A 14,507-nucleotide genomic window follows, 5' to 3' on the forward strand; every position below is an offset into this window, starting at 1 on the left:
CCCCCGCCGTGGGTCGAGGTCCTCTGCCTCCGGACCTCGACCCACGGCCGGGAACCTCCGCCGCCGCGGCGGTGTCCACCTGACGGAGGTGGGCAACAGATGAGACTGATCCGAGCGGTGTCCGCTCTACTCGTGGCTCTGTGCGCCGGAACGGTCGGCGCGGTCGTGGGCGCGGCACCGGCACAGGCCGGCGGCTGGGCGACCACGGTGCTCGACCCGGTACCCGCGACGTTCGAGCCCGGAAAGTCCTACACGATCGGCTTCTGGGTGCTCCAGCACGGTTCGCACCCGTACGACGGCGACCTGGAACCGGTGGGCCTGCAGGTCGACGGGCCGAACGGCCGCAGGGTCTTCACGGCGACCGCGCTGCCGGAGCGGGCGCACTATGTCACCTCGATCGTCGTGCCGGCGGCCGGGACCTACACGCTGACCGGCCAGCAGGGCATCTTCCAGCCGTACCGGATCGGCACGGTCGCGGTGCCGGGAGGCCTCACCGCGCTGCCCGTGCCGCCACCCATGAAGTTCCCCGCGGAGCAGCTGCCGTGGACGGACGTCCGGCCGCCGGAGATGCCGGTGGACACGAACAGGGACCCGTTCGACGAGACGGCGGCGCTACCGGTTCAGCCAGCCACGGCGCCGGCACAGAACGCGGCGACGGAGCCTACGGCGTCACAAATCACGCGCCCGACCACGACGGTGCTGGCCGCCCTCGCGGCGACCGGCCTGGTTCTCGGCCTTCTCCTCTACGGGCGGCGCCGGCGCGTCAGCTCCAGATCGTGACGTAGACCGGCGGGCGGAAGCGCGACGGCGCGACGCCCGTGCCGGGCGAACACATGAGCTGCATCGCCGCGGGCGTGCCGAGGAAGTTGCGCAGCCGCAGCGCCGCGTCGGACCGGCGTTCGGCGGCGAGCGTGGTGACGAACCAGGAGCCGATCAGCGGGGCCAGGTCGTCGACCGGGCACAGCTCGCCGCGGCGCAGGTGGCTGGCGACCAGGCTGTCTATGGCCGGCGCCACCCCGGCGCCGTCGGCGGCCGCGGCCCACGCGGCGGTCTGGTTCGGGAAGACGCGCACCCGCTCCTCGGGCACCCCGTGCGCGCGCAGGACCCGCCCGGTGTCGGACTCCGGATCGGCGCCGGACGGGTCGACGAGCCACTGCCACCGGTGCGGGGCGCCCTTCGGCCGGAGCCTCGGCGAGCGCACCACGACGATGCGGTACCGCAGCACCGGCTCGCTCACCAGTCCCAGCGCCGGGTCACCGGTCAGCTCGGGACCGAGGGACGCGTCGGCGAGCCGGTTCGGCAGCAGCGCCCGCATCTCGGCGGCGGTCGCCACGCCGCTCGACGGGTTGAACGCGCCGGCCCACCGCCGCCCGAACGCGTCGAGCAGCGGCGCGGCGACGAACTCGGCGATGGTGCTGGTGACCAGCAGCCGCAGCGGCGCCGCCGCGCCCTTGCCGGTGCGGACCGCGACCTCGGCCTCGGCGCCCAGCGCGACCATCTGCGACGCGATGCCGTACAGGCGGCTACCGCCCTCGGTGAGCTTCATGGTGTTGCCCTCGCGGACCACGAGCTGGTCGTCGAGGTGCTGCCGCAGCGCGGCCAGCGCCCGGGAGACCGCGGGCTCGGTGACGCCGAGCAGGTCGGCCGCGGCACGAACCGATCCAAGCCGGGCAACCAGCACAAACGCGCTGAGCTGGGTGAGCGTCACGCCCTGAACGATGCCACCCCGGACCGCCGCGCGCCCACCCGCCGATTAACCAAACGGTTATTGTCCCCTTGCCGCCGCCCCCTCCACGCGGGAACGATGTGCGCCACCCACACCGCGCCCATTCCGACAAAGGGGTCGCCATGCAGGTCCCGGCGCATTTCGAGTACGAACGGGCCACCAGCGTCGAACACGCCCTGAACCTGCTCGCCCGCTGGGGCGAGGAGGCCCGGGTGGTGGCCGGTGGCCACAGCCTGATCCCCATGATGAAACTGCGGCTCGCCCGGCCGGAAGCGTTGATCGACATCAACGACCTCGCCGAACTGGCCTACATCCGGCTCGATGGAGACCACCTCGCCATCGGCGCCCTGACCCGCCACGCCGACCTGCTCGACTCGCCCGTGGTCGGCGAGCACTACCCGATCTTCCACGACGCCGAGCGGCTGATCGCCGACCCGCTCGTGCGCAACCGCGGCACAGTCGGCGGGTCACTGTGCCAGGCCGACCCGTCCGAGGACCTGTCCGCCGCGTTCGGCGCCGTCGGCGCCATCGCTGTCATCCGCGGCCAGAGCGGCGAGCGGACCGTGGCGGTGCGCGACTTCCACGTCGGACCCTACGAGACCGTGGTGGGCCCCGGCGAACTACTCACCGAGGTACGCGTGCCCGTGCGTCCCGGCGGTGGAAGTGCCTACGAGAAGGTGGAGCGCCGCGTCGGCGACTGGGCCGTGGCCGCGGCCGGCGCCGCGATCTGGCTCGCCGCCGACGGCACGGTGCAGGACGTCGGCATCGGGCTCACCGCCGTCGGCGCGGAGCACTTCGTGGCCGCCGAGGCGGAGGACGCGCTGCGCGGGCAGCCCGCGTCCGACGAGAGCTTCGCGCTGGCCGGGCGCGTCGCCGCCGAGCACTGCCGGCCCGTGGCCGACCAGCGCGGGCCCGTCGACTACAAGAGGCACCTCGCCGGCGAACTCACCGTACGGGCGCTCCGCCGGGCCACCGTCCGAGCAGGAGGTTGAGCAGTGCAGATCACCGTCACCGTCAACGACGTCGAGTACACGCGCGACGTCGACTCCCGACTCCTGCTCGTCCACTTCCTCCGCGACACGCTCGGGCTCACCGGCACTCACTGGGGCTGCGACACGTCCAACTGCGGTGTGTGCGCCGTGTGGCTCGACGGCAAGCCGGTCAAGTCGTGCACCGTGCTGGCCGTGATGGCGCACGGCCACACCGTGCGGACCGTCGAGGGCCTGGAGCGGAACGGGTCCCTCGACCCGGTGCAGGAAGGGTTCGTCGCCTGCCACGGCCTGCAGTGCGGGTTCTGCACGCCGGGCATGATGATGACCGCCCGCTGGCTGCTCGACCACAACCCCGACCCCAGCGACGACGAGATCCGCGAGGCGATCTCCGGCCAGTCGTGCCGGTGCACCGGGTACGAGAACATCATCCGCTCGGTCCGGTGGGCCGCTTCCCACGAGAAGGAGGCGGCGCCGCAATGACCGCCACCGACACCCCCATCGGCTACGGATCGATGAAGCGCAAGGAGGACGCGCGCTTCATCCGGGGCCAGGGCAACTACGTCGACGACATCCAGCTGCCCGGCATGCTGCACGGCGCCGTGCTGCGCAGCCCGTTCGCGCACGCCCGGATCGTCTCCATCGACACGACCGCCGCGGAGGCGCACCCGAAGGTCGTCGCGGTCATCACCGGCGCGACGCTCGCGACCCTCAACCTCGCGTGGATGCCGACGCTGTCGTACGACACCCAGGCCGTGCTCGCCACCGACAAGGTGCGGTTCCAGGGCCAGGAGGTGGCGTTCGTCGTCGCCGAGGACCGGTACGCCGCGCGTGACGCGCTGGAGCTCATCGACGTCGAGTACGAGCCGCTGCCGGCGGTGGTCGACGCCCGGAAGGCGCTCGACCCCGGCGCACCGGTGATCCGCGACGACAAGGACGGCAAGACCGACAACCACATCTTCGACTGGAGCGCCGGCGACAAGGCGAAGTGCGACGGGATCTTCGCCTCCTCGGAGGTCGTCGTCACGGAGGACGTGTTGTATCCGCGGGTGCACCCGGCCCCGTTGGAGACGTGCGGCGCGATCGCCGACTTCGACAAGGTGACCGGCAAGCTGACGATCTGGTGCAACACGCAGGCCCCGCACGCGCACCGCACGGTGTACGCGATGGTCGCCGGGCTGCCCGAGCACAAGATCCGGGTCATCTCGCCCGACATCGGCGGTGGCTTCGGCAACAAGGTCGGCATCTACCCCGGCTACGTGTGCGCGATCGTCGGGTCGATCGTCACCGGCAAGCCGGTGAAGTGGATGGAGGACCGCTCCGAGAACCTGATGAGCACCAGCTTCGCCCGCGACTACCACATGAAGGGCGAGGTGGCCGCCACCCGGGACGGGAGGATCCGGGCGGTGCGGGTCACCGTGCTCGCCGACCACGGCGCGTTCAACGGCACCGCGCAGCCCACCAAGTACCCGGCCGGCTTCTTCCACGTGTTCACCGGCTCGTACGACCTGGAGGCGGCGTACTGCGACGTGAAGGGCGTCTACACCAACAAGGCGCCGGGCGGCGTGGCGTACGCGTGCTCCTTCCGCATCACCGAGGCGGCGTACCTCGTCGAACGCATGGTCGACGTCCTCGCCTACGAGCTGAAGATGGACCCCGCCGAGCTGCGGATGAAGAACCTGCTCAAGCCCGACCAGTTCCCGTACCTCAGCCCGACCGGGTGGGAGTACGACTCCGGCGACTACCCGCGGGCGCTGGAAATGGCGCTGGAGAAGGTCGGGTACTCCGACATCCGCGAGGTGCAGGCCGCGCAGCGCGAGCGCTGGGAGGCCGGCGACCGCACGTCGGCCCTCACCGGCATCGGCATCAGCTTCTTCACCGAGGCGGTCGGCGCGGGCCCGCGCAAGCACATGGACATCCTCGGCCTCGGCATGGCCGACGGCGCCGAGCTGCGGGTGCATCCCACCGGCAAGGCCGTGCTGCGGATCTCGGTGCAGTCGCAGGGCCAGGGCCACGAGACCACGTACGCGCAGATCGTGGCCGAGGAGCTGGGCATCTCCCCCGACGACATCGAGGTGGTGCACGGCGACACCGACCAGACGCCGTTCGGCCTGGGCACCTACGGGTCGCGGTCGACGCCGGTCTCCGGCGCGGCGACGGCCGTCGTGGCGCGCAAGGTACGCGAGCGGGCGAAGATCGTCGCCGGCGCGATGCTCGAAGTGTCCACAGAGGACCTCGAGTGGGAGAAGGGCCGGTGGTTCGTCAAGGGCGACCCCGACAAGGGGAAGACCATGGCCGAGATCGCGCTCGCCGCGCACGGCAGCCTGGAGCTGCCCGAGGGCGTGGAGGGGCACCTCGACGCGACGACGGTCTACAACCCGCCGAACCTCACGTACCCGTTCGGCGCGTACGTCTGCGTCGTCGACGTCGACCCGGTCACCGGGCAGGTGAAGGTGCGGCGGTTCGTCGCCGTCGACGACTGCGGGGTCCGCATCAACCCGATGATCGTCGAGGGCCAGATCCACGGCGGGCTCGCCGACGGCATCGGCATGGCGCTGATGGAGCTGATCGCGTTCGACGAGGACGGCAACTGCCTCGGCGGCTCCTTCATGGACTACCTGCTGCCGACCGCGATGGAGTGCCCGTCGTGGGAGCTCGGCGAGACCGTGACGCCGTCGCCGCACCACCCCATCGGCGCCAAGGGCGTCGGCGAGTCGGCCACCGTCGGGTCACCGGCGGCGGTGGTCAACGCCGTCCTCGACGCGTTGAAGCCGTACGGGATCCGGCACGCCGACATGCCGCTCACCCCGGCCGCGGTGTGGCGGGCGGTCCAGGGCTCGCCGATCCGTCCCGACCTGGCGATCACGTAATGACCGCCGCCGACCTGTTGCTGCGCGCGCAGTCCCTGCGCGCGCAGCGCACCCCGTTCGTCCTGGCGACGGTGGTGCGCGCTCAGAAACCCACCAGCGCCAAGGCCGGCGACCGCGCGCTGGTGCTGCCCGACGGGACCCTCGACGGGTTCGTCGGCGGCACCTGCGCGGAGTCGACGGTCCGGATGGAGGGCCTGCGGCTGCTGACGACCGGCGAGTCGACGCTGCTGCGGATCACCCCGTCGCCGGCGTCGGACGAGGACGGCGTGGTCACCGTGACCAACCCCTGCCTGAGCGGCGGGGCGTTGGACATCTTCATGGAGGCGATGATCCCGGCGACCCTGCTGTACGTGTTCGGCGACGCGCCGGTGGCCCGGGCCCTGGCCCGGGTCGGTGAGGCGGCCGGCTACGACATGGTCGCCACCACCGACCCGGCCCAGGCGGTGCCGGCCGACGCCGGCGCGGTCGTGGTGGCGTCGCACGGCCGCGACGAGGAGGCGGTTCTGGCGGCCGCCGTCCGCGCCGGGGTGCCGTACGTGGCGCTGGTCGCCAGCCGGAAGCGGGGCGCCGCCGTGCTCGCCGACGCGGGGCTCACCGCGGACCAGGTACGCACACCGGCCGGCCTCGACATCGGGGCGCGGTCCGCACCCGATGTCGCGGTCTCGATCCTGGCCGAGATCATCGGGACGCGGACGCGCGTCGCACCCGCACCGGCCCAGCTGGCACCTCCGGTGGCGAGCGCCCTCGACCCGGTCTGCGGCATGGCGGTGGCGGTGTCGGCGTCGTCGCTGCAGGCCGAGCACGACGGCCGCACGTGGTACTTCTGCGGCACGGGCTGCCGTGACGCGTTCGTCGACGATCCGGGCCGGTATGGCGCCTGAGCCACCGCTGTCCGATGTGGACGGTCTGGTGGCCGGCCTGTCGGCCACCGGGTACCTCGCCGACGAGGCCCTCGCCACCTCGCTGTTCCTCGCGGTGGCGATGGGCCAGCCGATCCTGCTCGAAGGCGAGCCCGGCGTCGGCAAGACCGAGGCGGCCAAGGCGCTGGCGACCGTGCTCGACACGGTGCTGGTGCGGCTGCAGTGCTACGAGGGCCTGACCGTCGCCGAGGCGCTGTACGAGTGGAACTACCCGCGGCAGCTGCTCGGCATCCGGCTGGCCGAGGCGCGGGGCGAGCGGCTGGCCGACGCCGACCTGTTCGGGCCGGAGTACCTGCTCGCCCGTCCGCTGCTCGCCGCGATCGAGCATCCCGGTCCGCGGCCGGCGGTGCTGCTGCTCGACGAGGTCGACCGCGCCGACGACGAGTTCGAGGCGTTCCTGCTCGAACTGCTCGCCGAGGGCGCGGTGACGATCCCGGAGGTCGGCACCCGCCGCGCCGTGCATCCGCCGGTGGCTGTGCTGACGTCGAACCGCACCCGCGACCTGCACGACGCGCTGCGCCGCCGCTGTCTGTACCACTGGATCGCCTACCCGACCGCTGACCGGGTCGCGGCCATCATCCGCCGCCGCGTGCCCGCCGCGACCGGTGACCTCGCGGGCTCGGTGGCCGGAACGGTCGACCGGCTGCGGGCCATGGACCTCACGAAGCCGCCCGGAATCGCCGAGGCGATCAGCTGGACCGGCGCGCTGCGCGCCCTGGGCCTGCAGGCGCTGACCCCGAACGCGGCCGACCGCACGATCGGCGCCGTCCTCAAGCACCAGGACGACGTGGAACTGGTCCGCGCCGCGGGCCTGTCGCACGTGGTCCCGTGACCCCGGACCTCGCGGCGGTCGCGGCCGAGTTCGGGGCGATGCTGCGGGCGGCCGGCCTGCCGGTCGGACCCGACCGGTGCGCCCGGTTCGCGCGCGCGGTCACGGTCGTGCGGCCGGCAACGGTCGACCGGCTGCGCTGGTGCGCCCGCGCCACCCTCGCCGCCGGTCCCGACCAGCTCGAGGTGCTCGACCGGGTCTTCGACGCGGTCTTCGACGGCTGGTTCGACAGTGCCTCAGACCGTGGCGACCCGCGCAACCGCACCACCGTGCCGGAGGACCCGGGCCGCCCGGCACCGGGCGGCGCGGGCGCGCCGTCGACCACCGGCGGCCGTCCGTCCGCGGGCGGCGCCGCCGACCCCGGAGCGTCCACCGTGGAGGGTCCGTCGGTGGCGACCGCCGTCGAACGACTCGCCGGGCGCGACTTCGCCGACCTCTCCCCCGCCGAGCTGGCCACGCTCGTCGACGCGATGCGCCGGCTGCGCATCGCCACCCCGCCGAGGCGGTCGCGGCGCACGGTGCGCGTGCCGCACGGCACCCGGGTCGACCTGCGCTCGACGCTGCGCCTGGGCCGGCGCACCGGGGGCGACCCGGCCACGCTCGTGCACCGCCGTCCGCGGGAGAAGCCGCGCCGGCTCGTGGTGCTGTGCGACATCTCCGGCTCGATGGAGCCGTACGGGCGCGCGATGCTGCAACTGCTGTACTGCGCGGCGGGTGCGGCCCGCGCCGAGGTGTTCACGTTCGCCACGCGGCTGACGCGGCTCACCCGGGTGTTCGCCGGCAACGCGCCCGCCGCCGCGCTGGAGAAGGCCGGGCGCGCCGCCCCCGACTGGTCGGGCGGAACCAGGATCGCCGCCGCCGTCAAGGACTTCGTCGACCGTCACGGCCGGCGCGGCCCGGCCCGCGGCGCGGTGGTGCTGATCGTCTCCGACGGCTGGGAGACCGGACCGCCGGAGGCGCTCGCGCACGAGCTGGAGCGGCTGTCGCGGCTGGCGTACCGGATCGTGTGGGCGAACCCACGCACCCAGAGCCCGCGCTACCGGCCGCTGGTCGGCGGGATGGCCGCCGCCTGGCCGTACTGCGACGCGGTGGTCAGCGCGCACAGTCTCACCGCGCTCGACGATCTTCTGGCCGCGCTGGCGGACACGCGTCGGTAACGTATTGGTCATCTTCTATTGATCTAGGCGTCGGACCGGACCACCATTGATGTCCGGCTCAATCTCCACATGCCCCCATGGGAGGCGCCTCATGTCAGAGGTCGCGGATGACGCCAGAACCGTCCAACTAGGGAAGACCCGTCCCCCACTCGCGGTCGACGACCTGCCGGAGCCGGAGGAGGTCTTCAAGGTCCGCCGGCTCGGCCCGGCACAGATCATCAAGTTCGCCATCGGACCCAGCCTGATCGCGCTCGGCATCTCCATCGGCAGCGGCGAGTGGCTCCTCGGCCCGCAGGCGGTGGGCCAGTACGGCTTCATCGGGGTCGGCTGGGTCATCCTCGTCTCGGCCGTCCTGCAGACGTTCTACAACGTGGAGATCGCCCGCACGGTCATGGCCACCGGTGAGTCACCGGTGGTCTCGTGGGGACGCGTTCCGCCCGGCGTCCTGGTGTGGGTGCCGCTGTCGGTCTTCATCGTCATCTTCGCGTTCATCGCCGGTGGCTGGGCCGCCTCGGCCGGGCAGGGCATGTACGCGCTCGTGCACGGCGAGGTGGCGCCCGCCGGTGCGGAGGAGCCGCGCATCTGGGCGATCGCCCTGCTGGTGCTGGTCTTCCTCATCACCGTCGCCGCCCGGCGCATCAGCCGGTCGCTGGAGCTGGCGAACTGGGTGATGGTCGGCACGATCCTCGCCGGCCTGCTGCTCATCGACCTGTTCGTGGTGCCGTTCTCGCAGTGGTGGGAGGGCATCCGCGGCTTCGTGACCCCCGCGATGCCGCCCGACGGGATCACCGCCACCCAGCTCGGCGGCCTCGCCGGGTTCACCGCGCTCGCGTCGGGGCTCAACTGGTACGTGATGGGCCACTACCGCGACAAGGGCTACGGCATGGGCTACCGCACCGGGTACATCTCCGGGCTGCGCGGCGAACGGCCCGAGCTGAAGGCGGTGGGTGTCACCTTCCCCGACGACGAACTCAACCGCGGCCGGTGGAAGCGCTGGTACCGGCTGCTCATGCTCGACCAGTGGGGCGTGTTCTTCATCGGGGCGATGCTCGGCATGCTGCTGCCGACGATCCTGATGGCGCACGCCGTCGAGGTGTCGGGCGAGCGTCCGACGGCGGCCACCGTGCCGACGTTCGTGGCGGGCGTGTTCGAGGAGGAGTACGGGCGGCCGATGTTCTACGTCGCGCTGGTTCTCGGTGTGCTGATCCTGTTCAGCACGCAGCTCGGCATCTTCGAGGGCATGGTGCGGGTGACGACCGACGCCGCGCACGGCACCAGCCCCCGGCTGCGCAAGCTCATCGAGGGTGACCCGCGCCGGTTCTACTACCCGTTCATGCTGCTGCTGATCGTCGTGATCTCGGTGGTGCTGCACCAGGCGCTGCCGGTGAACCTCGTGCAGTGGTCGGCGAACATGTCGAACCTCGGCGCGCTCATCTACCCGTTCCTGTTGATGTATCTCAACAGCAGGCTGCCGAGGCCGGCCCGGCCGCGGCCGTGGCACTACGTGATCCTGGTGCTCAACGTGCTGTTCTTCGGCTTCTTCTTCGTCAACTTCGTCGCCGACCTGATCGGCGACCCGCTGATCACGTTCTGACCGTTCATCCGAGAGTGCCCGTCTGCACGACGACGGTGACGTGCTCGACGAACCGGGTGCGCGGCGCCAGCGCGGCGCGCACCCGGGCCTCGAAGTCGTTGCGCCGGTACGGATCCGACACGTCCACCGCCGACATCGCCGAGAACATGCCGCCGATGATGCCGTCGAGGTCGAGTTCGGCCTCGTACTCCACGCGGGTTTCGCCGGTCGTGTAGCCGGCCGCGGCCATGGCGTCGCGGTAGCCGGCACGCGACCCCTCGTCGGTGCCGCAGGCCCAGCCCACGTCGCGCGCGGTCCACGCCTCCAGGACGCCGCGCAGCGTGCGCGACCAGTCGCTGTCCTGCAGCCACAGCGGCGCGCCGTTGGTGACCACGGCGACGCCCCCACCGCGTCGCAGCAGGGGCCGCGCGGCCGCGAACAGCGCGGCCTGGTCCATCCAGTGGATCGCGACCGCGGCCGTCACCGCCGCGACCGTGCCGGGGCCGAGCAGCGCGCCCAACGCCGGCAGGTCGCTGTCGAAGCCGACCATCCAGGACGCGTTGCGCACGCCCGCGTGACGCGCGGCCGTTCCCGCCAGGCGCAGCATGTCGGGCTCCGGGTCGACACCGACCGCGGCCCGCACCCGGCCGGCGAGCGGCAGCGTCAACTGGCCCGTGCCGCAGCCCAGGTCGACCACCACGTCGGTGCGGTCGAGCGCGAACGCCTCGGCCAGCGCGTCGACGACCGGCGACGGGTATCCGCGCCGGAACCGCGCGTAGTTCTGGGCGACGTCGCCGCTGAATCCTCTGAGCACCGGTTCGGACATCGCTCCATCGTGGCGGTCTCTCCGCTGCCGTGGGGGGCATTCCGCCGGAGGCGGACAAGCCGGCACAGCCGCCGTAGGCTTACCCGCCATGACGGACTTCCCGCTCCCCGGTTCCGCGACGCCCGTGGTCGTGGCGCCGGCGCCGGCGGCCGGCCCCGGGTACTGGGCGGGCGCGCCGAGCGTCGTGCTCGACGACGACGGCACCTTCGTCCTCGCCTACCGGGTGCGCAACGGGCACGACGGTCTCGACCAGACGGTCGTCGCGCGCTCACCCGACGGCGAGACGTTCACGACGGTGGCGGTGCTCGACGGCCGGCGCTTCGGCGCCCACTGGATGGAGCGCCCCGCGCTCGTGAAGGTGGGCCCGGGCCGGTGGCGCATGTGGGTGTGCATGGGCAGCCCGGTCGACGACCCCGGCAGCAAGCGGTGGTGGATCGAGCTTCTGGAGGCCGACGACCCGGCGAAGCTGGCCGACGCGCCGGCGCTGCCCGGGTTCCCCGGTGACGACCTGAACGCGGTGAAGGATCCGGTCGTCCACCTCGTCGACGGGACGTACCACGCCTGGATCTGCTGCCACCTCCTCGACATCCCCGGCGCCGAAGACCGCATGAACACCGCGTACGCCACGAGCGACGACGGGCTCTCCTGGACGTGGCACGGCACCGTCCTCAGTGGACGGTCGAGCGAGTGGGACGCCCGCGGCGCGCGCGTTACCACCGTGCTGCCCGACGGCCGGGCCGCGTACGACGGGCGCGCCACCGCGGAGGAGAACTGGTTCGAGCGCAGCGGAATCGCCGCACCCGACGGCGACGGCCTGTCGGCGGTGCCCGGCACACCCGTCACCGACGTGCGGTACCTGGAGGCGGTGCCGCTGCCCGGCGGCGGGTACCGCGTCTACTACGAGGCCCGGCTGCCCGACGGGAGCCACGAACTGCGTACCGAGCTCGTCACGCCGTAAGCTCCTTCTCCAGCGGGGTCCGGAAGCGCGGCGTCACACGCGTCGGGCCCACCCACGCGGCGACACCGGCCGCCGCCGCCTCCACCGCGGCGGCCGCCTCCGCGCCGACGTCCTCCAGCAGCCGCGTCACCACCTCACCGTCACCGCGCTGCGCCCAGCCGCCGACGATGCGCCCGTCGCACCACACGGTCGGACCGACGTTGCCGTTGCGGTCGAACAACGCGGCGGCATGCGGCCCGAGGAACCACGACCGCTCCTGCCAGCCCATCGGGGTCGGGTCGAGACCGGGAAGCAGCGCGACCCACGGCTCCGGCGCCTCGTCGTCGGTGTCGCCGGGCAGCAGCACGCCCGGCGTGCCGTCGAGGTCGACCTCCTCGGGACCGATCGCGGCGAGCGCCGCGCGCACCTGGCCCAGCGGCCACCCCGTCCACCACTTGATGTCGGTGACCGGAGCCGGCCCGAACGCCGCGAGCCACCGGCGCACGAGCTCGGCGCGGGCCTCCTCGACCGGTACGTCGGCGATGGCGGTGCCCAGCCACGCGTCGGTCGGCGCCCAGCGCCACTGCTGGCTGATCCACGACCCGCGCGGACGGGTGCGCACGATGCGACCGTCGAGCGCCATCAGGTTCAGCACCCAGCTGGTGATCCGCTGGGTGGCGGCGTACGACCGTCCCTGCGCCAGCTCCACGCTCGCGCCGAGCCGCGGCACGTCGCGCGCCAGCTCGGCACCGACGGCCTCGCCGCGGGCGACGAGGGTCCGCAGCGTCTCGGCCTCCACATCGGCCAGCCAGGCCGCCCGGTCGGTGGGCGCGTCGCCGGCGACGTCGGTCATCACACCGCCGTCCATCAACGAGAGGTAACGGCGGCGTTGGGTCGCGGCCACCGCGCGGCCCGCGGCGGCCTGCACCACCGGAACCGACGCCACCGGCACGACGAACAACGTGCGCCGCATGGCCATCATCCGCACCAGCGAGCGGTCCTCGTACAGCGCGCGCTCGACCCCGGCCACGGTGACCCCGGGGACCCGGGCCCGCAGCGAGAGGAACACCGTCGCGGGATCGGTGGCGTGCAACGCGACGAGCGAGCCGGTCGCATCCTCCACAGTGGACGCACCGGCCCCGCCGGCGAGCCGGTGCCGGCGGGCCAGCCGGGCCCGCCGCTGTGCGGTGGTGATCCGACGCATGTCCAGGTGTCTATCACGATCGGCGCCGATCGATGCCTTGACGGTCATCCAACCCATCGCCATACTTCGATCAAACCCGGAACTGCTCATGGGGGGCAGAACTGGAGGCGTCATGCGGCGGCTCGGCAGTGTGTTCGTGTCGCTTCTACTCACCGTGACCGCAACGATCGCCGGCGTGTTCGTCATGCCCGACAAGGCGCTCGCGGACGGTTGCTACACCTGGAACCGGAACCTCGCCGAAGGAGCATCGGGTGAGGACGTCCGGCAACTGCAGATCCGGCTATCCGGCTACCCCGGCTACGGCGCCGTTCTCGGCGTCGACGGCGCGTTCGGACCCGCCACCCGGGCCGCACTGGTGCGGTTCCAGCAGGCATACGGGCTCTCGGCCGACGGTGTGGCCGGCACGGCGACGTTCAACCGGCTCTACGCCCTGCAGGACGACGACTGCACGCCGGTGAACTTCAGCTACGCCGAGCTCAACAACTGCAACAGCACCTGGTCGGGTGGCAACGTCCCGGCGGCGACGGCGAAGGCCAACGCCCTCCTGTCCATGTGGAAGCTGCAGGCGATGCGGCACGCGCTGGGCGACCAGCCGCTCCGGGTCACCAGCGGGTTCCGCAGCGTCTCGTGCAACAACTCCGTCGGTGGCGCGTCGAGCAGCCGGCACCTCTACGGTGACGCGGTCGACCTCGGCGAGGGCCCACACTCGTTGTGCCGCATGGCCCAGCAGGCCCGAAACCACGGGTTCCGGGGCATCCTCGGCCCCGGCTACCCCGCGCACAACGACCACACGCACGTCGACCACCGGCCCAGCCGGTACTGGTCGGCGGCCAACTGCGGCGTGTCGGTCGCCGGCATCCAGTCCGTCGACCCGATCGAGGGCGACGGCCCGTAACGCGTCGAAGGGCGGGGGGCCCGCTACGGTCGCCCGCCCTCCCACTCCTCCCGCAGGATCTCGTACTCGACCTCGCCGTGCTCGGTGCCGGGGATCGGGTCGTCGAAGTGGAGGTGGAACACCCGCACGAACCGCAGCCCGACCCGCTCCATCACCTGCCGCGACCGGGTGTTGACGAACATGGTCTCCGCCCACACCCGGCGCGTGCCCAGCTCGGTGAACGCCTTGTGCAGCACCGCGCGGGAACCCTCCGTCGCGTACCCCTTGCCCCACGCGTCGCGGCGCAGCCGGTACCCGAGCTCGCCCTCGTCCGGCGGCGTCTCCGCGTCGCGGCTCAACGCGAACCATCCGACGAACGCTCCGGTGGCCTTCTCCGTGGCCGCCCACCGGCCGTAGCCGGCCTCCCGGTCGCAGCCGTCGTACAGGGTGCGCTCGACGGTCTCCCGCGTCGTCGGCTTCCCGTTGGTGAGGTAACGCATGACCTCGGGGTCGCTGTCGAGCTCCACGAGGTCGTCGACGTCACCGGGTCCGAGCCAGTGCAGCACCAGCCGTTCCGTCGTCAGGTGGATGTCCACGGGACC

At 72.6% G+C, this 14,507-nt stretch carries 14 protein-coding genes; 10 read left to right on the forward strand and 4 right to left on the reverse strand.

Features of this window, described 5'->3' with window-relative positions; all coding sequences use genetic code 11:
- Positions 1-99: 99 nt before the first annotated feature.
- Positions 100-780 carry a hypothetical protein gene (locus Voc01_RS20190; RefSeq protein ID WP_203929037.1) on the forward strand — a complete coding sequence of 227 codons (681 nt, stop codon included), beginning with the start codon at positions 100-102 and terminating at the stop codon, positions 778-780.
- Here the strand turns inward: Voc01_RS20190 and Voc01_RS20195 are convergent.
- On the reverse strand, positions 764-1,708 hold the full coding sequence (locus tag Voc01_RS20195; protein WP_203929038.1) for a LysR family transcriptional regulator: 945 nt from the start codon (positions 1,706-1,708) through the stop codon (positions 764-766). The genes Voc01_RS20190 and Voc01_RS20195 overlap by 17 nt on opposite strands.
- A gap of 140 nt (positions 1,709-1,848) precedes the next feature.
- Here Voc01_RS20195 and Voc01_RS20200 point away from each other — a divergent pair, with 140 nt between their 5' ends.
- The 7 genes from Voc01_RS20200 (at position 1,849) to Voc01_RS20230 (ending at position 10,085) form a co-directional block, all read left to right on the forward strand.
- Positions 1,849-2,718, forward strand: coding sequence for an FAD binding domain-containing protein (locus Voc01_RS20200; RefSeq protein ID WP_203929039.1), 870 nt, complete (start codon positions 1,849-1,851; stop codon positions 2,716-2,718).
- A 3-nt stretch (positions 2,719-2,721) separates the two neighbouring features.
- Complete coding sequence (locus Voc01_RS20205) at positions 2,722-3,198, forward strand: (2Fe-2S)-binding protein (protein WP_203929040.1); 477 nt, start codon at positions 2,722-2,724, stop codon at positions 3,196-3,198.
- A complete protein-coding gene (locus Voc01_RS20210; protein ID WP_203929041.1) occupies positions 3,195-5,585 on the forward strand; it encodes an aerobic carbon-monoxide dehydrogenase large subunit in 2,391 nt (796 codons plus the stop codon). Before Voc01_RS20205 ends, Voc01_RS20210 begins: the two co-directional genes overlap by 4 nt.
- Complete coding sequence (locus tag Voc01_RS20215; protein ID WP_203929042.1) at positions 5,585-6,466, forward strand: XdhC family protein; 882 nt, start codon at positions 5,585-5,587, stop codon at positions 6,464-6,466. Before Voc01_RS20210 ends, Voc01_RS20215 begins: the two co-directional genes overlap by 1 nt.
- The gene (locus Voc01_RS20220) at positions 6,456-7,337 is read left to right on the forward strand and encodes an AAA family ATPase (RefSeq protein WP_203929043.1); all 882 of its coding nucleotides are present in this window, start codon (positions 6,456-6,458) and stop codon (positions 7,335-7,337) included. Before Voc01_RS20215 ends, Voc01_RS20220 begins: the two co-directional genes overlap by 11 nt.
- Complete coding sequence (locus Voc01_RS20225; RefSeq protein ID WP_203929044.1) at positions 7,334-8,491, forward strand: vWA domain-containing protein; 1,158 nt, start codon at positions 7,334-7,336, stop codon at positions 8,489-8,491. The genes Voc01_RS20220 and Voc01_RS20225 overlap by 4 nt, the downstream gene beginning before the upstream one ends.
- A 91-nt stretch (positions 8,492-8,582) precedes the next feature.
- Complete coding sequence (locus Voc01_RS20230) at positions 8,583-10,085, forward strand: Nramp family divalent metal transporter (protein WP_203929045.1); 1,503 nt, start codon at positions 8,583-8,585, stop codon at positions 10,083-10,085.
- Positions 10,086-10,089: 4 nt separating this feature from the next.
- On the opposite strand, the gene Voc01_RS20235 is transcribed toward Voc01_RS20230, so the two are convergent.
- Positions 10,090-10,890 carry a class I SAM-dependent methyltransferase gene (locus Voc01_RS20235; RefSeq protein WP_239160339.1) on the reverse strand — a complete coding sequence of 267 codons (801 nt, stop codon included), beginning with the start codon at positions 10,888-10,890 and terminating at the stop codon, positions 10,090-10,092.
- Positions 10,891-10,978: 88 nt separating this feature from the next.
- Between Voc01_RS20235 and Voc01_RS20240 the strand changes: the two genes are divergently transcribed.
- Entirely contained in the window at positions 10,979-11,848 is an 870-nt protein-coding gene (locus tag Voc01_RS20240) for a glycoside hydrolase family protein (protein ID WP_239160340.1), read from the forward strand.
- On the opposite strand, the gene Voc01_RS20245 is transcribed toward Voc01_RS20240, so the two are convergent.
- Positions 11,838-13,031, reverse strand: a complete 1,194-nt coding sequence (locus Voc01_RS20245) for a winged helix DNA-binding domain-containing protein (RefSeq protein ID WP_203929046.1) — start codon at positions 13,029-13,031, stop codon at positions 11,838-11,840. The two genes, Voc01_RS20240 and Voc01_RS20245, sit on opposite strands and share 11 nt — an antisense overlap.
- A gap of 112 nt (positions 13,032-13,143) precedes the next feature.
- Here Voc01_RS20245 and Voc01_RS20250 point away from each other — a divergent pair, with 112 nt between their 5' ends.
- The gene (locus tag Voc01_RS20250) at positions 13,144-13,926 is read left to right on the forward strand and encodes a D-Ala-D-Ala carboxypeptidase family metallohydrolase (RefSeq protein ID WP_203929047.1); all 783 of its coding nucleotides are present in this window, start codon (positions 13,144-13,146) and stop codon (positions 13,924-13,926) included.
- A gap of 23 nt (positions 13,927-13,949) precedes the next feature.
- Here the strand turns inward: Voc01_RS20250 and Voc01_RS20255 are convergent, their stop codons facing one another.
- On the reverse strand, positions 13,950-14,501 hold the full coding sequence (locus Voc01_RS20255; protein WP_203929048.1) for a GNAT family N-acetyltransferase: 552 nt from the start codon (positions 14,499-14,501) through the stop codon (positions 13,950-13,952).
- Positions 14,502-14,507 lie beyond the last annotated feature (6 nt).

The organism is Virgisporangium ochraceum (assembly GCF_016863655.1).
Classification (GTDB): Bacteria; Actinomycetota; Actinomycetes; order Mycobacteriales; family Micromonosporaceae; genus Virgisporangium; species Virgisporangium ochraceum.